We start from the raw sequence: 19658 nt of genomic DNA on the forward strand, positions 1-19658 counted from the left end.
GGGAAGATGGCAGGACGGCCAAAATCATTTGACATGGACAAGGCTGTAGACGCGTTCGTTGATGTCTTTTGGACGAAGGGCTACCTCGGAACTTCGGTGGATGACCTGCAAGACGCAGCAGGGATCAAACGCGGCAGTTTTTATGCCGCCTTCGGATGCAAGGACGATGTATTTGAACTTGTTCTGGAAAAATACTGGCGGGAAGCGACGGAACTCGGTCTACGCTCACTCGAGACGGAAAGAGACCCGCTGAAAGCCGTCGCACAACTGATCCGCCATGTCGGCATGTTCATGACGCAGAACACGCCGCGCGGCTGTCTCCTGCTCACGTCTTCGTCTTCTTTGAAATTCAGCGAGTCGGGTCATGACGCCCTTGCGGTGCGAGGACGCATGAAAAGATTGGAAACTCGCATATTCGACACGCTGACCCGGCAGGACTCCGATATGGGGCCGGAACGTGCGCATTCGATCAGCGCGTTTACGCTGTCCTGCCTGCTCGGGCTCAATGCGCTGGCACGCAACGGGCAGAACCGGGAAAAAATTCTCGCGGCAGCGGATTATTCGGCGAAATGCGTTGAGGCTGGCCTGAGCTGAACGCCTGCCCCTGTTCACGCGTTAAGGGCGCACCTGAGTAGAAATACGTCTTCGCACAATCTTCATTTTTCATAAGGCAATTCAGAGGTTAACGTCACAAGGACCGAATGAATTGCAGGGACGCTCTCATGAAACAGGCGATCAAGGCAGGAGATGCCGCCGAGCTCATTCCGGATGGCTCGACACTGCTCATTGGCGGCTTCATGGGCGTTGGCTCGCCTCATCGGCTGATCGATGCCATTGTGGAACGCGGGGCAAGAAATCTGACGGTTGTCGCAAACGACACCGCGATGCCCGGCAAGGGTATCGGCAAGCTCATTACCGCCGGATGCCTTTCCAAGGTGATCGCCTCTCATATTGGCCTCAACCCCGAAACCCAGCAGAAAATGATCTCGGGCGAAATAAATGTCGACCTGGTGCCACAAGGAACGCTCGTGGAAAGAATACGGGCTGCGGGCGTCGGACTTGGCGGCATCCTGACACCAACCGGTCTGGGTACACTGGTTGAAGAAGGCAAGCAGATTGTGACGGTCAATGACCAGCGCTTTTTGCTTGAGGAACCGATCCATGGCGACTTTGCCCTGATCGCAGCCCATCAGGCGGACTACGTGGGCAATCTTGAATATTCTCTGACCGCCCACAATTTCAATCCGATCATGGCTCTGGCCGGTAAGACCGTCATTGCGGAACCGCACACCATTGTACCTATCGGAGTGATTTCGCCCGACAGCGTGAAAACACCCGGCGTTCTGGTCGATCACCTTCTGGAGAGACAGCCCGATGGAAGCTAAGGAAATCATTGCACGCCGTGTTGCCCAGGAAATAAAGCCCGACACGCTGGTCAACCTCGGTATCGGGTTGCCCTCGATGGTCGCCAATTATCTGCCAAAGGAAGTTCACGTCTTTTTCCAGGCTGAAAACGGGGTCATCGGCTTAGGTGCCCGACCGCCGGAAGGCATGGAAGATCCGGATCTGACAGACGCCGGCGGCGGTTTCGTCACCGCAGTTCCAGGCGCTGCATCGATCGATAGCGCCATGAGCTTCGGTCTGATCCGCGGTGGACACCTCGACATGACGGTCCTGGGCGGATTGCAGGTCGATGAGCGCGGCTATCTCGCAAACTGGATGGTGCCGGGCAAAATGGTGCCCGGAATGGGAGGGGCGATGGACCTTGTCGCCGGTGCACGCCATGTGATCGTTGCGATGGTTCACACCGCAAAGGGCAAACCGAAGATCCTGCATGAGTGCAGCTTGCCTCTGACAGCCCAGCGCAGGGTGAGCCTTGTTGTGACGGAAATGGCAGTCATTGAGCCAACCGCTGACGGGCTTTTGCTGAAAGAAACCGGACCGGATACCACGGTCGACGAAATCCTTTCGGCCACGGAAGCTAATCTGATTGTGCGCGGCGATGTGCCCAAAATGCGCCTTTGATCATGCAGGCGGCGTGAAGCCACCCTCATCAAGCAGTGTCCCCAGGCGCTCCACACCCTCGCTTATCTGTTCGGCGCTCGCATCGGCAAACCCGATAATCAGCCCGGAACGGCCGGCTTCCATTTGATAACAGTTGCTCAAGGGAGAAACGGCAAATCCGTGTTTCTGCATCGCAACTGCGAGCGCAATATCGTTAACCGGTTCTCGAAACAATGCTGCCACCTGAACGTTTCCACTCGGAGGCTCTACTTCGATGCGATTGTCGAGCCGCTCCATGAGCGTTCGGACAAGCAGAGTGCCGCGCTCTTCGTAAACTCTCCGGATGTGTTTAATGTGTTTCTGGTATGCGCCGCTGTCCATGAAACTGGCCAGCGCGAGCTGAACCTGCACGCTGGCTGCACACCCCATGTTGCGCATGAGTTGCTCCAAAGGCTCAATCAATTTCGACGGAACGACGCAGTAGGCCAGGCGAAGCCCCGGCATCAGGCTCTTTGAAAACGTGCCGAGATAAATGACCTGGCCTTCATCCGCGAGGCCGTAAAGCGCGGCGACGGGTCGGCCGGAAAAAAGAAATTCGCTGTCATAGTCATCTTCAAGGATGACGGCACCGCTTGCACTTGTGACTTCCAGAAGCGACAAACGGCGCCGCAGCGGCATCCTGTTTCCCAGTGGATACTGATGTGACGGTGTCACGTAAATGAGTTTCGGAGGCTGGCAGGACACTGGCATGCGTTCAGCATCCGCACCGAAGTGATCAACCGGGAGCGGCCGAACATTCAAGCCGGCCACTTCAAATGCGGTGCGGGCGCCCAGGTAGCCCGGCTCCTCCAACCACGCGTCATCGCCTGGTTCGGAAAGGGCCAGGGACAAAAGCGACAGGCTGGCCTGCATCGAGCTGGTGACAAGGACCTGCTCCGGTTGACACCGAACACCGCGTTCGGCGGCAACATGCCGGGCGAGTTCCGCCCTTAGCGCGGGAACACCTGAATAATTCTGATATTGAAGATCGGGACTTCGTTCCATCCGGGCGGCACGGCGCAGACACCTCGCCCATTCTTCATAGGGAAAGCTGTCCAATGCCGGCGCGCCTGGCTGAAGCGCGCCCTGCCCGTATGCCCATCCTTCGCCGCGCACATTTTGCGACATCCGCTCACCGCGCTTGGACAGGCTCAGGGAACCGGAAGGTGACCCAAGCGTCGCAAGGCTCCCTTCCGGCGGCAGATCTTCGGTCACCCGCGGCGCAGCGCCCGCCTTGACGGAAATGATACCTTCGGCTTGCAGGAGATCATAAGCGGCATTCACCGTGTTTCGCGCCACGCTGAGGGACGCCGCGAGCCGCCGCGTGGACGGGAGTCTGGTCCCGGACGTGAGAAGTCCTGCCCGGACCGCAGCGCGGAAACCGCGATAAATCTGTTCAGCGAGCGGAATTTGCTCCGAACGGTCCAGCGTAAGGACACCTTCCGGAATAACTGGTTCTTTCATTTTTTAAAAACCGGATCTTTCATAAGTCCAGTTTATCGGAGAAACCGGTCGGGACAAGTCTTACTTTATTGGAGAATCCAATGTCGACACTGGAAAAGCGTCAGACTGCAGACAAGCCGGGTTACGCCAAGATCCGCCAGATGAACAGGGGAAGTTACGACCGCGCGCTTGCCTATGAGATCCTGGATTCAGGTATGGTCGCCCATTGCGGTTTCATCCACGAAGACCGGCCTATGGTGATTCCGATGGCCTATGCCCGGATCGACGACCGTCTTTATATCCACGGCGCAAGCACCACTCGGATCGTCAAGGATAATGCAAACGGCGTTCCAGCCAGCCTGACCGTCACGCTTCTTGACGGCCTGGTGGTTGCCCGTTCGGCCTTCCACCATTCGATGAATTACCGCTGTGTGATTGTGCACGGTACTGCGCGCCTTGTCGAAGACCACGATGAACAGATCGAAGCACTCGCGGCGATAACAGATCATCTGCTGCCAGGCCGCTGGGACGAGTGCCGGGACATGATACCAAAGGAACACAAGGCAACAGGCGTTCTTGTGCTGGATATTGAGCACGCGAGCACAAAGGTGAGAACCGGTGGACCGGTAGACGACAAAATGGATCTGGGAACAGATCTTTGGGCCGGTGTTGTACCGATCACGACGGCGTTGGGCCAGCCGTTCAACGCCTATGACGTTCCTGACGAGACCCCGGTACCGGAGTCTGTCCCAGCCGCCAGACGGAAATTTGCCTGAGAAACGGTCAACTCAAACAAAACCCCGCTGTCAAAGCAGCGGGGTTTTACTTCTCATCCTAAATCCGGCTGACCTGCATACCGGACGATATGTGACCGCCATGTCACGCAATCAGCTGGATGCCATGATCCGCTTGACCTTGCTACAGTAGCGACGGCTCACGGGATTCATGCGCTTGGCATAGTGACCGGCGTTATAGCGCAAGATCGTACCGCAGAGATCGCCATTGGCTTTCTGGTGAGCACCCGCCAGGTACTTCATGCCCCATTCGATGTTGGTTTCGGGATCATAGAGTGCCTTGGTGGAGCCGCGGTAACCGATCCCGCGTGCCGTAGCAGGCTTGATCTGCATCAGACCGACTTCGCCTGCGCGCCCGCGCGCCCTCGGGTTGAAGTTACTTTCAATTTCAACAACGGCCTTGGCGATCTGTACCGGAACCCCGTGCCTTGCTGCCGCCTTGCGGATCAATCTGGCAAATTCGGCCTGTTTCGCCGGTGACTTCCGGGCCTGAACGGTTTTCGACGACGACTGCGCCTTCGATTTGGCAGCTTGCTTGGTTTTCGCGTTGACGCTCGCCTTGGCCGCCGTCTTTTTCTTTTTGGAAGCGGTTGATTTGGCTGTCTTGCCCGGCGTTTTTTCCGTCTTTGGCTCTATGACGTGCAAAATGGGGTCAGAGCCTGAACCGACCTGCTCTCTCGACGCGAGAGCCTCTGAGTCCTTTTTCACCTTGTCCGGATCAATGACGTGCAGAATTGGATCTGCACCCGAGCTCGCCGCCATCGCGATCGGTGCGACGGATGATGTTGCGAAGGCGAAAAGACAAAGCGCCCCAGTGAGTTTTGTAAATGACCGTAACATTCGTCCAGCCCTTTTGGTTTTCGTTGCGGTTGAAATCGGGGCGGAGAAATGCAGGACGGGTGAGACGAAATTTAGCGCAGTCCAATCACGTTTTATTTCAAATTATAACAGCAATTTACCGATAATTCGGGCCTGAATCTGTCGGTTCTGACGCTTTGTGACAAAACGGCGTCCGATTTTCGGCAAATTCCCGACAATCGCAAGAACATATGTGACGCAGTGCAAAAAGAGAGCCCCAATAATGCTGCGCCGCAAAAGAGCAAAACAAGCCTCAAAGTCGGCTTCGGCAAGCTCTAGACGGAAAATGAAGGGAGTTTGCGCAAGAGGGAATTGAGCGTTTCAATCGTCGAGTGATCTGCGACCCCATCGACCTTGTCCTGCCTGAAATGTCGCTGAAATGCCGTGACCACGTGTTTCGTCTTCGTATCGAAAACACCGTTGATGTCGATATCGTAGCCGTAAAGACCAAGCATGGATTGCAGCGCTTCCACCGGTTGCCCAGTGTCGCCTTCCTGCATAAGCAGTCCGGCAACGATCGGATGCGGCTCGACATAAAGACCGACGCCCGCTGCAGAAAGATCATCCCATGGAAACAGTTCGCCCGGATCCTCCTTGCGGTCCGGCGCAATGTCGGAATGTGCAAGCACCATCCACGGCAGAATATTGTGGCGCTGGCAGATGTCGTGCAGCAACGGCACCAATGCTTCGATCTGTGCGTCCGGAAAGGCCCTGTACCCGAATTCATGACCCGGGTTGACAATTTCCACTCCTATGGAGCGGGAATTGATGTCTTTCTCGCCTTTCCAGAAGCTGCGCCCGGCGTGCCATGCCCGTCTGACTTCGGGTACGCACTGCAAAATGGCACCATCTTCGTGAACCAGATAGTGTGCTGAGACCTCCGTTCGGGGATCGCACAATCTCTGTACGGCGTCTTCGGCGGACTTCATTCCCGTGTAATGAAGTACAAGCATGTCAATGGGCGCGCCTTGAGACCTTTCACCATGGTTCGGTGAGGGATGGACAGTCGCCTTTACGCTCGTGTCAGTTGCAACACTCATATGCCTCTTTCCGCACAGATCTTGGCCCAGGCATTATTAAGCGCCGCCAGCCGGTCGTTCGCGATCCGCACGAACTCTTCCGGCACGCCCCGTGCAATGAGCCGGTCAGGATGCGTTTCCTGAACTTCGCGCCGGTACTGAGCTTTCAAATCCGCGTCGCTCGCCTCTGGTCCCAATCCGAGCACTTCGTAGGGATTGCCATCGTTTCGCACATGTCTTGCAAGGACTTTGGAAAATTCCCGCTCGTCCAGTCCGAATAACGCCGCCACCCTCGAAAGATAACCAATTTCACTTTCGTGAACGACCCCGTCAGCTTTCGCGATGTGGAATAAACCGTCGAGGATATCGAGCAAGGTCTTGCGATCATAAGGGAAGAGATCGGCAAGTTTCTTGGCATAGACTTCAAACCCCGCGACGTCTTCCTGAGCCAGATTGAATAGCCTGGAAACGTTGCGCTCTTCGTTGGGCGGAACTTCGAAAAGTTCACGGAATGCAATGATCTCGTCAGTCGTGACAACACCGTCGGCCTTGGCCATCTTGGCTGACAGAGCAATCATCGCCACGGTAAAACCGACGCTTCTTGTCCCCTCCGGCCGTGCCAGAACGAGTTGGACAAGCCTGTCGACCACGTGCGCGCCACCCGTTCCGATCGCGCTGACAATGCTGCCGATACTGCTCCAGACGCTCAATAACAGCTCCTGCTGTGGCCAAAACCCGTTTCGATCCGCCTCCAGGTTTCAACGCGAATCGATGTTTCCAAAGACTCTTATCGGCAGTCACTACTTTTGACTAGAACCGGCCTTCCAGGAAACGCACATTCCTGAAATTACGTTCGATTTTTACTCAGCGGAACGTCAGTTACAAATGCCTCGCACAATTTCCCGATATTCATGATGGTTAAAGGATTTCTGCTTAGGATTGTATGACACGTGTTTGAAGAACGGTACCGAGCCGGATGGCGATCCCACTCGTAAGAAGCAACATTGTCATATTCTTCATTTCGATGACGCTGGTTCTGATACTTGCGCTCGGCGTCTACGTGAGCAATCGCCTGCTGACGCATTGGCTGCTGGTAGGCGCTCTCGAACAGGACTACGTTCATCAGCAAGCCAGTATCCAGGACATATTGAAATCCTACGCGGTTCCAATGGTCAAAGAGCCAGCGAGCGAACTCCAGGGGCTGCGCTTGTCACTTCCGCTGACAACTGATGCGGGTCCTGCCGTCTCACCAAAACTGATGGCTGAACTTCACACTGTCCTGAAGCATCAGTATGCGGATTCCACGATCCTCGATACAGCCGTTGTATTCCCGCCACAGGCTGTTGAGCAGGACCCAAGCCTGCCGGACTTCGCGAAAATCAACTGGCTTTCGACAAAAAGGCTTTCTTCCGTAAGAGCGTTGAACCAAGCCTGGGCCGCGTTCAATTCGAACGCGACTTTGTCTGTCATACCCGACATGACCTGGTTTGGCGCTTTCGGTTCGACGGCCGTTGTCGTTTACAATCCGGGAACATCGCAGGCCCTTGCGCCCAGCGTCGTTTTGCTCGTAACGCAGTCGGAAATTCTGGAAAGCCTGTCGGGGCTGATTTGGTCAATCAGTGCATCGATCAGCGTGCTGTGCCTGATATCGTTTGCTTTTGCTGCAATCCTGCTTTGGCTGAGATTCTATGATCAGGTTCGCACCAACAGCAATATTCAATATCTCGCCCACCACGACACGTTGACAGGTCTGCCAAATCGCGCTGTTTTCAATGCGCGTTTGGCTGAAGCCCTTCGTCATGCACAGGCGAAGGCATCAAATGTCGGCGTAATGCTGATCGACGTCGACAAATTCAAGGAAATCAACGATACACACGGCCACGGCATTGGTGATGTCTTCCTGCAGATCGTCGGTGAACGCCTGCAGACCGTCTTTCACAAACACCTGGTAGCACGCCTGTCTGGCGATGAATTCGCAGTCCTGCTCACTTCCGTTTCAGATCCGGCGCGCATGACGCGCCTTGCAACCGACATGATTGCTGCCACCGCGGCCCCGTGCATCATTGATGGAAGAGAAATCAAATTGTCGCTCTCCATCGGGCTTGCGCGCGCAACGGACGGGTCGTGGCGCGTTTCAAGGCTTTTACATTGCGCTGATCTTGCACTTTACAACGCCAAGCACAGCGGACGTTCGACGTTCTCGTGGTACACGCCCGGCCTCGACGCAGAGGCACAGAAACGCAAAGAAGTTGAAAACGGGTTGGTCAAAGCTCTCAAGCTGGACCAGTTCAAACTCGTTTATCAGCCGCAATATACCCTTCGCGACGGAACTTTGCGCGGCTACGAGGCGCTTGTGCGCTGGGAACATCCTGCCAAGGGTGAAATCAGGCCCGATCTCTTCATTCCGATCGCCGAAGACTGCGGCCTGATCGATGACATCGGGACGTGGGTTTTGAACAACGCCTGCCGTGAGGCAATGCTCTGGGAAGATCAGAGCCGCCGCGTGGCCGTCAACGTTTCGGCCGCCCAGTTCGTCGCGGGCGAGACGCAAAAACGGGTTGCCCAGGCCCTTCAGAACTCTGGCCTGGACCCAAGCCGTCTTGAGATCGAGATTACCGAAAGTCTTCTGATTTCAAACACCGAAGCCGTGATTGAAACCCTGCGGCAAATCCATGAAATGGGTGTGTCGATCGCAATGGACGATTTCGGCACGGGATACTCTTCACTCAGCTATCTCAGCCTTTTCCCGTTTGACAAAATCAAGATCGACCAGACTTTTGTACAAAATCTCGGCAAGGATACCAGTACGGACGCAATCGTAACGTCTATTGTGGGGCTCGGCCGCTCGTTGAACGTGACGATCACCGCGGAAGGGGTCGAAACGGAAGAGCAGGCCGTGCTTCTGAGTGCTGCAGGTTGCGACCTCGTGCAAGGCTTCATGTTCGGCAAGCCGGACACCGTTGAACGGCATGAGGCCGACTACCCCGTCTTTCCGCATAACTCGTCGGGCGGTTTCTGGTTCCCGCAAAAACGCGAACAGGGAAAGCTGAAGCCCAAGATCAAGCTTTCACCAAAGCTTGCGCAAGTGGCCTCATTGTCGGCAGCGGAAGCAACGGCGGTAGAAAAAAGCGATAGCGTTACCGGTTGACCGACCGTTTGGTTACGCATCGCCAAAGGCGGCGTTTATCAAGCAAAAAGATCATCACGCAACTGCATCTTGAGCTGCCAAAGCGGCGGCATTTTGCTTCTCGCGTGCCGACTTCCGCTCCGAGTAACGATCAACCAGGTAATCCGAGCGGCCTCGTATCATCAGCGTGAACTTCATCAGCTCTTCAACGACGTCGACGACACGGTCATAGAGCGGTGAAGGTTTCATTCTGCCCTCATCGTCAAACTCCAGATAGGCTTTGGGCACCGAGGACTGGTTCGGGATCGTCACCATGCGCATCCATCGCCCAAGGATCCGCATTTGGTTGACCGCATTGAAGGATTGCGAGCCTCCGGAAACCTGCATCAAGGCCAGGGTCTTGCCCTGTGTTGGCCGGATTGCGCCGGTGCTTAAAGGTATCCAGTCGATTTGCGACTTCATGACACCTGTCATCGCACCGTGACGTTCGGGTGAGCACCATACCTGGGCTTCCGACCAGGCGCAGAGGTCTCGCAGTTCAGCAACCTTGGGATGGCTTGTGTCGGCATCGTCGGGCAACGGCAAGCCGGCTGGATTGAACACCCGCGTTTCCGCGCCGAATGTCTTGAGTAACCGCTCAGCCTCGAGCGCCAAAAAGCGGCTGTAGGACCGCTCCCGCAACGATCCGTAGAGCAGCAATATGCGCGGCGCGTGAGTGATGGGCTCGGCAGCAGCCAATTGCGTTTCGGAAACGTTCGAATAGTCTTCACCGGAAACATTCGGAAGATCAGAAAGAAGCCTTTCAGTATCAGTCATTCGATGCCCCGGACGTCACCACCTCGCCATCTTCTTTTTTGAATGAACCAATATCCGCCGGCAACAGATCCATCACCTTTTCAGAGGGCCGGCAAAGACGGACACCCTTGTCGCTGACAACGATCGGCCGATTGATCAGGATCGGATGCTCCATCATAAAATCGATCAGTTGATCGTCCGTCCATTTGTCTTCGCCAAGCTCAAGTTCGTCATATGGCGTGCCTTTCTTGCGCAGCAGATCACGGACAGAAATACCCATGAGTGCAATCAGCTCCACCAGCTTGTCCCGGCTGGGCGGTGTTTTCAGATATTCGATAACTTCGGGCTCGACGCCGGCTTCGCGGATCATTGCAAGCGTGTTTCGGGACGTGCCGCATTTCGGGTTGTGGTAAATCGTGATGGTCATAACTTTCCCAGGATTTCAGGGCTTTGGTTGGGTGTTTGTGTCTCTTTCGGGAAACCCGCAAATAGCAGGATTGTTGCCGCAACAATCCTCCATCAGGAAAGTCAGCAGAGTGTTCATTTGCCCGAAATCGACTGCATACCGGATATGCCTGCCTTCCCTTTGGGCCGTCAGCAACCCGGCGCGCTCCAAGGTGGTCAGATGAAAGGACATCCGTGTCGGCTGGACGCTCAGTTTGTCCGCGATCACACCTGATGGCAGGCCGAGCGGCCCATGGCTTACGAGAAGCCGGAAGGCTGCAAGCCGGTCCTCCTGCGCGAGCGCTCCCAAGGCAGAGACTGCAGTTTCCTGTTTCATATTTCGATACTACAAGAATTTTTGTAGTTTGCAACGCACAAAAGACTGTTCAAGCGTCCAAAAACCTACATTGCGGCCGCCGCACGTGCAGCCTGATCGTAATTTCCTGAGACCAGTCTCAATGTGGCCGCAAGGCGCGAAAGTTCCGTTTCATCGAGCCCCAGAGCCTTCATTGGCTCAACCAGCAAGGCTTCGCGCAAATGCTTGTATTCCAGACAGGCCTTTTCACCCGAACCCGTAATTTCCGCGGTTCTTTCCTTGCCCCGGCGCCCGGACTTGATGAGCCCGGCCTTCTCCAGCTTTTTCAAAGCGTAAGTCACTGTGTGGGTGTCTTCGATGTTCAGAACCAGGCAAATATCTGAAAGCGTTTTCGCCCGGTCCCTGTGGTTGACCGAATGCAAGACAAGCACATCCAGCGGCCCTAGTCCCTCAGATCCGCTCGCCGCCATACAGCGCACCATCCAGCGGTGATAGGCGTTGACCATCATCGTAACGGCAAACTCTATTTCCGAAAGGGCCGGCATTGCGCCGGAGGCAAGATGTGCGGCCGATACGACGGGGCCGATCCCGGCCTTGGCATCTGAGGTGGTTTTAGGGGGGGCTTTCTCACTCAAGCGTTTCGCCTCGAACTAGGTATCATCGAAACTCATCAATCACTTAGCAATGAACAGATTAACCTCGACCACGTCAAAGATGTTCTTCCATCAAGCGCCTGGATTGTCTAGCGTTCACTGCCTCGAAAATTTGAAGGACAAGCTGGCGTGCAGCGCGCAGAAAAACACTATCTGACAGAAAATGCCACTGCCATCCTGCTCACGCTTGTTTTGTTGATAGCAGCTGTCGTGCGCTTTTACGATCTCGATCGAACGAGCCTTTGGTATGACGAAGCTGCTTCCTGGAGCCAGTCCAATGGCACCCTCACCGAGTTGCTAACGCTGGTGGCCTCTGACAATTATCCACCTCTGCACAACATTGTCTTGTGGTTGACAATACCCGTTATTGGAGACAGTGAAACGGCTCTCAGATTGCCGTCTGCAGCGCTCGGTCTGATTGCTGTCGGGCTCGTTTATCTTGTCGGCAAGCTTCTACAAGGGCGGGAGACCGGGCTACTCGCGGCAGCCTTGCTTGCCGTTTCACCGCTCCACATTTGGTATTCTACGGAAGCCCGCATGTATGCGCTGCTTGCAGCTTGTGGCCTTGCGTTCCTGCTGGCCACCTTGAAAGTGCTGCAAAGGCCTTCCCGACGCTGGTTCGCCGCGCTCGTTTTCACCGGGGCTGGCTTTCTTTACAGTCACATTTATGCACTGTTTGGATTTGCAAGCGTCGGCGCAGTTTGTGGGATCGTGGCGCTGGTTGAGGTTCACAAGACACGAAAGCCGTTCACGTCCAACGCGTTTGTCGCATCGCTCGCGATGGGGGGCAGTGTCGTATTGTTTTTGCCCTGGCTTTATCTTCTTTTTCAGCGCGCCCGATCGGTCGCAGACGAAGGCTTCTGGATTGCCTATCCGAACCTTCAGTTCCTTGAAACACTCGTTTTCAGCCTGTCGGGGTCAATTGTATTGTTCTGGCTGCTCGCCGGCCTTGGTTTGCTAGGGGCTGCGCTCTCATTCTTCAAACCGATTTCAGAGCAGCTCAACCCGGCGTTAAACAAGCAAGCGGTTCTCGTGTGCTTTGCCTACACCCTTGGGCCGCCGCTGCTCGCCTATCTGTATTCCATCTTGCTCCAACCGATCCTGTTCGACCGGTATCTGATCGCAGCCTGGCCAGGATTAATCGTCCTTGCTGCTATGGGCGCAACTCGCCTCGCCCCGCGGACCGCATCCATCGCACTGATTGGTGCCGCCGTCTATCTGACATATCCGCAATTGAGCTTTACGCTGACCAACAAGATCCGGCCTGAATGGCGCACAATCACAACTTTCTTCAAGGAAAACCGTGCGCCCGGGGACAGATTACTTCTCTACAAAGGCTTTTCAGCCCCTGTCTTATCTTACTATTTGCGCGGCAAGGGCGGGTTCGAGGCGGTGGAAGACGTCGAAGAACTAAGCGTGCTCACAAAAACAGAGCGTTCCGGAAAGACGTGGCTGTTGCTGGTTCACAGCAACGAAGAAGAAACAGCCGCAGCCAAAGCGCTGTTTTTCGATGGAGAAAACGAGACTGCCGCACAGGTGTTCGGCTGGGGAGCAAGTGGTCTGACACTCCTGAATTCTGGCGAAGTGCAACAAAACTGGCGCTAAAACATCGTTTGCATTGTTGCTCCGAAGGACGGTGGATCCTGCAAGAGGCGGGTGAACTGAATTTTTTCATCGACAATTTATCGATAAAATGTCAATGTTGAATCAGGAAACGCGCCAGGCATGGCTCGCGTCCAATGAATTCGCTCATTTTGCGGCTGAAGAGGGGATAGACATGACGTCCAAGTGGGATTTTTGGATCGACCGTGGCGGTACATTCACGGACATCGTCGGGCGCGCTCCCGATGGCACGCTCCATCCACACAAGGTGCTGTCGGAAAACCCGGAAGCGTATCGGGATGCTGCCATTCAGGGGATACGTGAAATCCTTGGCGTCGAGCGCGGCGAGCCTATTCCGTCGGAAAAAATTGCGACAGTGAAGATGGGAACGACTGTTGCGACCAATGCGCTGCTGGAACGCAAAGGCGAGCGTACGGCGCTGTTCATCACCAGGGGATTTCGGGACGCACTGGAAATAGGTTATCAGGCGCGCCCGAAAATTTTCGCCAAGGAAATCATAAAGCCGGAGCTTCTCTACGAAAGTGTTCATGAAATTCCGGAACGTGTCCGGGCCGACGGTACCGTAGAGATTGCCTTTAAGGAGGCCGATGCACGCGGCATGATGCAAGCTGCATGGGACGATGGTGTTCGCTCCATCGCAATCGTGCTGATGCACTCTTATGCCTATCCGGCGCACGAACAGACGCTGAAGACAATCGCGGAAGATATCGGGTTCCCGCAGATTTCGGTGTCCCACGAGGTTTCGCCGCTTATGAAGCTCGTCGGACGCGGTGACACCACAATCGTCGACGCTTACCTTTCGCCAATACTTCGCCGCTATGTCGACCAGGTTCAAGAGGAACTGGGTGCAGGCCCGAGGCTGATGTTCATGCAATCTTCAGGTGGATTGACGGCCGCCGACCTGTTTCAGGGCAAGGATGCGATCCTCTCCGGTCCGGCCGGTGGTGTCGTTGGAGCCGTGGAAACGTCCCGCATGGCAGGGTTCGAAAAGATCATCGGCTTCGACATGGGCGGAACCTCGACCGATGTGTGCCACTTCGACGGTGAGTATGAACGCGCGTTCGAGACAGAAGTTGCCGGTGTACGCATGCGGGCGCCAATGATGATGATCCACACGGTTGCGGCCGGCGGTGGCTCGATCCTTCACTACACGGACGGCCGCTTCCAGGCCGGACCCGACTCGGCTGGCGCCAATCCCGGACCGGCCTGCTACCGGCGCGGCGGTCCGCTTACCGTCACCGATGCCAATCTGATGACCGGCAAGCTCGCGCCGGAGTTCTTCCCGAAAATCTTCGGCCCGAACCAGGACCAGCCACTTGATGGCGACGTCGTCCGACAGAAATTTGCGGACCTCGCCGAGGAAATAGGCGACGGCCGCTCCCCGGAAGAAGTTGCAGACGGGTTCTTGAAGATCGCGGTCGAGAACATGGCGAATGCGATCAAGAAGATTTCGGTGCAGCGCGGTTATGACGTGACCGAATACGCTCTGACCTGTTTTGGCGGTGCCGGGGGCCAGACCGGATGCCGCGTTGCTGACAGTCTCGGCATGAAAACCGTAATTCTACACCCGTTCTCAGGCATTTTGTCGGCATACGGCATGGGACTTGCCGATATTCGGGCAGACAGACAGCAGGCCGTCGTCAAGGTATTGAACGAGGCCCTGATGCCGGAACTCCATGCGCTTAAGGATCAACTGGCGGCAGTCACCGAGGCAGAGCTCCAACAGCAGAAAATCGCGTCTGATGAGCGCAGGACAGTTGCCACTGCGCATTTGCGCTATGACGGCACAGATACGCCCTTGCCGGTCCACCTCGACAGCGTTGAGGTCATGCGGGCCATGTTTGAAGATGCTCACAAGAAACAGTTTGGCTTTGCATACGACAACAAACCAATAGTCGTTGAAGCGCTTGAAGTGGAAACCGCAGGCGGAGGTGCCGGCCTTGTTGAGCCGGATCTTGATCTCTTCACGGAAAATGCATTGGCTGCCACCACGACCCGGATTTATTCGGAAGGAACGTGGCACGACGCTGACATCTACAAGAGAGAAACACTGAAGCCTGGCATGAAGGTGAGCGGCCCTGCGGTGATCATTGAGTCTCACGCCACTATCGCCGTGGAAGACGGCTGGCAAGCGGAAATCAACGCAAAGGACCACGTCATCCTTAGGAGGGTCGTACCGCTAAAACGCGCTGGCGCGATCGGCACTCACGCGGACCCTGTCATGCTGGAAGTGTTCAACAATCTGTTCATGTCCATCGCGGAACAGATGGGTGTCACACTGCAGAACACCGCCTACTCGGTCAACATCAAGGAACGTCTCGACTTTTCCTGTGCGGTGTTTGACGCAAATGGCGCTCTGGTTGCCAACGCTCCCCATATGCCCGTCCACCTTGGATCGATGGACAGGTCGGTGGAAACGATCATCAAACTCAACATGGGGAAGATCAAACCGGGCGACGTCTTCGCACTGAACGCGCCCTATAACGGCGGCACCCATTTGCCAGATATCACCGTTGTCTCGCCGGTCTTCGATGACGAGGGCAAAGACATTCTCTTCTGGTCGGCATCGCGCGGTCACCACGCTGATGTCGGTGGATCTGCACCCGGTTCGATGACGCCACGCGCCACTAATGTGGATGAGGAAGGTGTGCTCTTTGACAACTTCAAAATTGTTGACGAGGGCCGGTTCTGTGAACAGGAACTGATCGAGCTTTTGACCGATCATCCCTACCCTGCGCGGAACCCGCATCAGAATGTTGCCGATCTGTCCGCACAGATTGCCGCCAATGAAAAGGGCATCCAGGAACTGAGAAAGATGGTAGCGCATTTCGGGCTCGAAGTGGTGCAGGCCTATATGGGTCACGTTCAGGACAACGCCGAAGAAAGCGTTCGCCGCGTCATAGAAGCGCTTAAGGATTCCGAATACGCCTACCCGACGGATCAAGGCTCGACCATCAAAGTCAAGATCACCGTCGACAAGACCAAACGCGAAGCCACGGTAGACTTTACGGGCACGTCCCCAGTCCAGCAGAACAACTTCAATGCGCCGGAGCCGGTTACCCGGGCTGCGATCCTGTATTGTTTCCGGGTTATGGTCGACGGCGACATACCCATGAACGCGGGCTGCCTGAAACCCATTCACATCGTGATACCCGACGATTGCATGCTTAGGCCTTCGTATCCAGCTGCGGTCGTTGCCGGCAACGTTGAAACATCACAGCACGTTACGAACGCGGTTTTCGCCGCCCTTGGCGCAATGGCGAACGCCCAGGGGACAATGAACAACCTCACGTTCGGAAACGACACCTATCAATATTATGAAACAATCTGCTCCGGCTCGCCCGCAGGACCCGGCTTCAACGGGACTGACGGTGTCCACACGCACATGACGAATTCCCGCCTTACCGATCCGGAAGTTCTGGAATTCCGTTTTCCAGTCCTGTTAGAGGACTTTCACATCAGGAAGAATTCTGGCGGTATAGGGAAGTGGTCGGCAGGTGATGGCACCAAACGAACGGTCAGGTTCCTGGAGAAAATGGATTGCGCGATCCTCTCATCGCACCGGACGCTCAATCCCAAAGGTCTGGCTGGCGGCAGCAACGGAGAACTCGGCCGCACGGAAGTGCGCCGCTTGGACGGGTCTGTGGAAGTTCTGAGTGGGTGCGATCAAACCGTTCTTGAACCTGGAGAAGCCGTCACGGTCGTGACTCCAACGGCAGGTGGTTGGCGAGCACCTTAAGACGCTCCCTGAACCCGAATTTGCCTCAAACCTTGACCGGCACAATTGGCCGGTCAAGGTGTCGCCTTGCCTCAGCTGGAGAGGATTTCACCCGACAATCTGCAATAGAGACCCGGTATGGACTGGTGAGCCGCAGGCAGGAGAGTGATTGCGACCTGTTGCTGGACCGCTTGTTTCAATCCCTTCCGGGAACCATGGGCCAACACTATTGCTCCCGCGGCCACTAAAGACTGAACCTGCGATCTCGAAAGTGTTAGCCCCGCTGCCAACAGCCTATCCAGCCGGACAGAAACACCGGACGGATTTTTGATTGTGAGGTGTGCAGACCCGCATTCCAAGCCTCGATGAGCGAGAACCCGTTTTTCAATTATGAAATCTGGGTTGCCACCCAAGACCGCGCCAGCCGATTTGTCTGGGGGAACAAAGGCCACTTCACGTGCGAGCGTCGCATCGTTTTCTTGCAGCGACAAAAGAAGCGGCTGTGAGATGCTGCCAGTCGCCTGCCTTTGCAAAAAAGCCCTGTTCCAGCGCCTGCCGCAAGCCAGACACGCATAGATAAGCCAGGCATCCAACCGGTTTCCATTCGCGTTCAAACGAAATTTGCCGGTCGACGCAAAAGCCTGGATCGAGCCGCAGCGACCGCAAGGACGCAAAAGATGAGGAGTTTCGGCAATCAGAACCGTCCATTCAAATTGAAAGTGAGATGACATTCCGTCGGTCTTCCTGTGAAAGGAAGTCCGTCAACGGGCAATCGGGATGCATGAGCAGCAGAAGCCGGCAGCATTCAGTCTGGCTTTTTGAGATAGCTAAGATGTCGGGCGTATCGGAAGTGCAATACGGTAAGGCCAAGCCACACCGGTCCCGATCCGCCTCATGACGAACAAATCAAACACGCACTAAAGCGCGAAGCGGATACGCAGACCGGTCAGAGTGTAGGCAAAGCAAAAATCCAGTTCAAAACGGTGGAGTTATGTAACCGATCGTCTCATTCGATACAAGGCAACTTGGTATTTTGTGATCCAAAATGTCCGTCTTCGATCACTGTGCGCGGGCTTCCTGAGCGAGTTCAACGAGGATAGGGCGAAGTTGTCGAGGATCGGCCAGGGCTTGCGAGAACCAAAGACGCTCAGTTCGGTCTCCAGCGACAAGGTCCAGGCCCTCTGGGTCCAGCCCTGCAAGGCGCCAGTTCGCGGTGCCAGCCTTGCATAGGACTTCGGCGTAGAGTTTTACGGCGTCGCCATGATCTTCATTCATGTGGGCAACGGCGCCACCTTCCATTTCGAGCCACCCGTCCCCGTCGCCCAAATCCGTCAGAAGATCTGAGCGCTGTAATGCGAAAGCCTTGCCGAAGCCTCCATTGAGGCTCGCGCGCTCAAGTTCGAGCCTGAAAAATGCGAAGTCGCCGAAGTCAACATAGAGCTCGGCTTTCGGGTGGCGTGCGAGATAGCGTCGTCTCAAGCGGTGATGCGTATCGCTTTCCCTTGAAATCTGATTGGCCTTGCAAAAGAGAGTTGTTCTTGGATGCGCCAGCGGATCTCCCTTACCAGGCTCTCCAACAAGCAGAGAACACGCAGGTGACTCAAGAATTGCCGAAGTGTGACCTGACAGCGTGCTCGTCAAAATCAACGGCGTCCCGTCAAGATCCGTGGCCAGCGCGACGCGGCTGGCAAGCGGATGGCCGGAGCCTGCTTCAATGGCAGCAAGTGCGCCAAAACGCGCCGTTCGGATCAGGTTTTTCGCCATCCGGCGTGCTTCGTCATCCGTCGGACGAATGACGGATTTAGGCTCCTGGCCATTTTGGTCCTGCGTGCTCACGCTGATCTCCTGCTTTGGAAGCCGATGCCTCCCTCCGGTGCAAGAAACACCACAGTGCAAACCTGAACGCAAGATGAACGGCCACATCAGAACCGGTTCAGGGCCACCGTGCGATTGTCTCACTATCAGCTACGGCGCCGAACGAGAAGGCGCAGGCACTTGGAGAAAGATCGATGAAAAACGTGAGCAAACGCCTGATTGCCGTCGCCTTGTCCGGCGCCTTGTTGGTACCGACAATTGCAACCGCCGAGGCCGGCCCGAAACGCGGCTGGCAAGGCCATCACGGCGTCCACCATCACCATTACCACAAGCGCCAGAGAAAGAATGACAATGTCGGCGCAGCTGTCGCAGCAGGCGTTATCGGACTTGCAGCCGGCGCCATCCTGTTAGGAGCGACAAACAGGCCGTCATATGCCGGACCGCCGCCGCCACCTGCATCCTACTATCCGCCTGCACCTTACCCGGGACAGGTACATGGAGCGGTTGGCTATCAGCCCTGGAGCCCGGCCTGGTATCAGTACTGTTCTTCGAAATACCGGTCCTTTAACCCGTCGACCGGCACCTACACCACCTATCGGGGCGAGCAGCGTTTCTGCCAGTAACTTTCCGAGTTCGCCCCGCACCTTCGGGCAGCAGGCAACCCGTCAGCCGAACTGACTTTCCGCCTGCTGCCGTTTTTTCACGGATCGTGCGCCCTCCCGGCCAACACATTGACAGCCGCGACCTGAGTTGCGTTTTGATGCGCAATGCTTCGCATCCCGCTTCATTTTCTCATTTTTCTAGCTTTGACCATACTCACGCAGATCGGCGGTTTGGCCTGGCTCATTTCCCTGCTGGCAAAACGACGGCTGCTGACTTTCTTGTTTGTATACGGGGTTCTGACAGCCGGAACTGTTTTTGTTGCGCCGTTCTTCGGAAGAGTGGCCCTGAATTGCTGGTCTAGCGACGCTTTCAGACTGCAATCGAGCCTCTACTGCGTTCTCAATCGG

The 19658-nt window shown here is 55.8% G+C and carries 18 protein-coding genes; 8 read left to right on the top strand and 10 right to left on the bottom strand.

The window, feature by feature from the left end; genetic code table 11:
* Positions 1-6 precede the first annotated feature (6 nt).
* The 3 genes from ABVF61_RS05045 (at position 7) to ABVF61_RS05055 (ending at position 2025) form a co-directional block, all read left to right on the top strand.
* Entirely contained in the window at positions 7-594 is a 588-nt protein-coding gene (locus ABVF61_RS05045) for a TetR/AcrR family transcriptional regulator (protein WP_353992426.1), read from the top strand.
* A gap of 128 nt (positions 595-722) precedes the next feature.
* The gene (locus ABVF61_RS05050) at positions 723-1385 is read left to right on the top strand and encodes a CoA transferase subunit A (RefSeq protein WP_353992427.1); all 663 of its coding nucleotides are present in this window, start codon (positions 723-725) and stop codon (positions 1383-1385) included.
* Complete coding sequence (locus ABVF61_RS05055) at positions 1375-2025, top strand: 3-oxoacid CoA-transferase subunit B (protein ID WP_353992428.1); 651 nt, start codon at positions 1375-1377, stop codon at positions 2023-2025. The genes ABVF61_RS05050 and ABVF61_RS05055 overlap by 11 nt, the downstream gene beginning before the upstream one ends.
* Here the strand turns inward: ABVF61_RS05055 and pdxR are convergent, their stop codons facing one another.
* The gene (gene pdxR, locus ABVF61_RS05060) at positions 2026-3507 is read right to left on the bottom strand and encodes a MocR-like pyridoxine biosynthesis transcription factor PdxR (protein ID WP_353992429.1); all 1482 of its coding nucleotides are present in this window, start codon (positions 3505-3507) and stop codon (positions 2026-2028) included.
* Between the two features lie 80 nt (positions 3508-3587).
* On the opposite strand from pdxR, the gene ABVF61_RS05065 reads away from it, so the two are divergent.
* Positions 3588-4262, top strand: a complete 675-nt coding sequence (locus ABVF61_RS05065; RefSeq protein WP_353992430.1) for a pyridoxamine 5'-phosphate oxidase family protein — start codon at positions 3588-3590, stop codon at positions 4260-4262.
* Between the two features lie 111 nt (positions 4263-4373).
* Here ABVF61_RS05065 and ABVF61_RS05070 read toward each other — a convergent pair whose 3' ends face one another.
* The 3 genes from ABVF61_RS05070 to ABVF61_RS05080 form a co-directional block, all read right to left on the bottom strand.
* On the bottom strand, positions 4374-4928 hold the full coding sequence (locus ABVF61_RS05070) for a lytic transglycosylase domain-containing protein (protein ID WP_353993671.1): 555 nt from the start codon (positions 4926-4928) through the stop codon (positions 4374-4376).
* A 485-nt stretch (positions 4929-5413) separates the two neighbouring features.
* The gene (locus ABVF61_RS05075) at positions 5414-6178 is read right to left on the bottom strand and encodes a peptidoglycan recognition protein family protein (RefSeq protein WP_353992431.1); all 765 of its coding nucleotides are present in this window, start codon (positions 6176-6178) and stop codon (positions 5414-5416) included.
* On the bottom strand, positions 6175-6867 hold the full coding sequence (locus ABVF61_RS05080) for a TerB family tellurite resistance protein (protein WP_353992432.1): 693 nt from the start codon (positions 6865-6867) through the stop codon (positions 6175-6177). Before ABVF61_RS05080 ends, ABVF61_RS05075 begins: the two co-directional genes overlap by 4 nt.
* A 266-nt stretch (positions 6868-7133) precedes the next feature.
* On the opposite strand from ABVF61_RS05080, the gene ABVF61_RS05085 reads away from it, so the two are divergent.
* Positions 7134-9305, top strand: coding sequence for a putative bifunctional diguanylate cyclase/phosphodiesterase (locus tag ABVF61_RS05085; protein WP_353992433.1), 2172 nt, complete (start codon positions 7134-7136; stop codon positions 9303-9305).
* Between the two features lie 54 nt (positions 9306-9359).
* Here the strand turns inward: ABVF61_RS05085 and arsH are convergent, their stop codons facing one another.
* The 4 genes from arsH to ABVF61_RS05105 form a co-directional block, all read right to left on the bottom strand.
* Positions 9360-10100 carry an arsenical resistance protein ArsH gene (gene arsH / locus ABVF61_RS05090; RefSeq protein ID WP_353992434.1) on the bottom strand — a complete coding sequence of 247 codons (741 nt, stop codon included), beginning with the start codon at positions 10098-10100 and terminating at the stop codon, positions 9360-9362.
* Entirely contained in the window at positions 10093-10506 is a 414-nt protein-coding gene (arsC, locus tag ABVF61_RS05095; protein ID WP_353992435.1) for an arsenate reductase (glutaredoxin), read from the bottom strand. The genes arsH and arsC overlap by 8 nt, the downstream gene beginning before the upstream one ends.
* Before the next feature lie 15 nt (positions 10507-10521).
* Positions 10522-10860, bottom strand: coding sequence for an ArsR/SmtB family transcription factor (locus ABVF61_RS05100; RefSeq protein ID WP_353992436.1), 339 nt, complete (start codon positions 10858-10860; stop codon positions 10522-10524).
* A 65-nt stretch (positions 10861-10925) separates the two neighbouring features.
* Positions 10926-11384: a winged helix DNA-binding protein gene (locus ABVF61_RS05105; protein ID WP_353993672.1), complete on the bottom strand. Its 459-nt coding sequence runs from the start codon at positions 11382-11384 to the stop codon at positions 10926-10928.
* A gap of 237 nt (positions 11385-11621) precedes the next feature.
* Here ABVF61_RS05105 and ABVF61_RS05110 point away from each other — a divergent pair, with 237 nt between their 5' ends.
* Entirely contained in the window at positions 11622-13097 is a 1476-nt protein-coding gene (locus tag ABVF61_RS05110) for a glycosyltransferase family 39 protein (protein WP_353992437.1), read from the top strand.
* Positions 13098-13269: 172 nt separating this feature from the next.
* Complete coding sequence (locus tag ABVF61_RS05115) at positions 13270-16854, top strand: hydantoinase B/oxoprolinase family protein (RefSeq protein WP_353993673.1); 3585 nt, start codon at positions 13270-13272, stop codon at positions 16852-16854.
* Between the two features lie 71 nt (positions 16855-16925).
* Here the strand turns inward: ABVF61_RS05115 and ABVF61_RS05120 are convergent, their stop codons facing one another.
* The gene (locus tag ABVF61_RS05120) at positions 16926-17564 is read right to left on the bottom strand and encodes a DUF1062 domain-containing protein (protein ID WP_353992438.1); all 639 of its coding nucleotides are present in this window, start codon (positions 17562-17564) and stop codon (positions 16926-16928) included.
* A 328-nt stretch (positions 17565-17892) separates the two neighbouring features.
* Positions 17893-18669, bottom strand: coding sequence for a HugZ family pyridoxamine 5'-phosphate oxidase (locus ABVF61_RS05125; protein ID WP_353992439.1), 777 nt, complete (start codon positions 18667-18669; stop codon positions 17893-17895).
* 173 nt (positions 18670-18842) lie between these two features.
* Here ABVF61_RS05125 and ABVF61_RS05130 point away from each other — a divergent pair, with 173 nt between their 5' ends.
* Positions 18843-19271: a BA14K family protein gene (locus ABVF61_RS05130; protein WP_353992440.1), complete on the top strand. Its 429-nt coding sequence runs from the start codon at positions 18843-18845 to the stop codon at positions 19269-19271.
* Positions 19272-19658: the final 387 nt, after the last annotated feature.

The sequence above is a fragment of the Roseibium sp. HPY-6 genome (assembly GCF_040530035.1).
Lineage (GTDB): Bacteria > Pseudomonadota > Alphaproteobacteria > Rhizobiales > Stappiaceae > Roseibium.

Bases quoted from the DNA above. Each gene is read 5' to 3' on its own strand.
- ABVF61_RS05045 (WP_353992426.1), top strand. From the start codon at position 7: ATGGCAGGACGGCCAAAATCATTTGACATGGACAAGGCTGTAGACGCG.
- ABVF61_RS05050 (WP_353992427.1), top strand. From the start codon at position 723: ATGAAACAGGCGATCAAGGCAGGAGATGCCGCCGAGCTCATTCCGGAT.
- ABVF61_RS05055 (WP_353992428.1), top strand. From the start codon at position 1,375: ATGGAAGCTAAGGAAATCATTGCACGCCGTGTTGCCCAGGAAATAAAG.
- pdxR (WP_353992429.1), bottom strand. From the start codon at position 3,507: ATGAAAGAACCAGTTATTCCGGAAGGTGTCCTTACGCTGGACCGTTCG.
- ABVF61_RS05065 (WP_353992430.1), top strand. From the start codon at position 3,588: ATGTCGACACTGGAAAAGCGTCAGACTGCAGACAAGCCGGGTTACGCC.
- ABVF61_RS05075 (WP_353992431.1), bottom strand. From the start codon at position 6,178: ATGAGTGTTGCAACTGACACGAGCGTAAAGGCGACTGTCCATCCCTCA.
- ABVF61_RS05085 (WP_353992433.1), top strand. From the start codon at position 7,134: ATGGCGATCCCACTCGTAAGAAGCAACATTGTCATATTCTTCATTTCG.
- arsH (WP_353992434.1), bottom strand. From the start codon at position 10,100: ATGACTGATACTGAAAGGCTTCTTTCTGATCTTCCGAATGTTTCCGGT.
- arsC (WP_353992435.1), bottom strand. From the start codon at position 10,506: ATGACCATCACGATTTACCACAACCCGAAATGCGGCACGTCCCGAAAC.
- ABVF61_RS05100 (WP_353992436.1), bottom strand. From the start codon at position 10,860: ATGAAACAGGAAACTGCAGTCTCTGCCTTGGGAGCGCTCGCGCAGGAG.
- ABVF61_RS05105 (WP_353993672.1), bottom strand. From the start codon at position 11,384: ATGCCGGCCCTTTCGGAAATAGAGTTTGCCGTTACGATGATGGTCAAC.
- ABVF61_RS05115 (WP_353993673.1), top strand. From the start codon at position 13,270: ATGACGTCCAAGTGGGATTTTTGGATCGACCGTGGCGGTACATTCACG.
- ABVF61_RS05120 (WP_353992438.1), bottom strand. From the start codon at position 17,564: ATGTCATCTCACTTTCAATTTGAATGGACGGTTCTGATTGCCGAAACT.
- ABVF61_RS05130 (WP_353992440.1), top strand. From the start codon at position 18,843: ATGAAAAACGTGAGCAAACGCCTGATTGCCGTCGCCTTGTCCGGCGCC.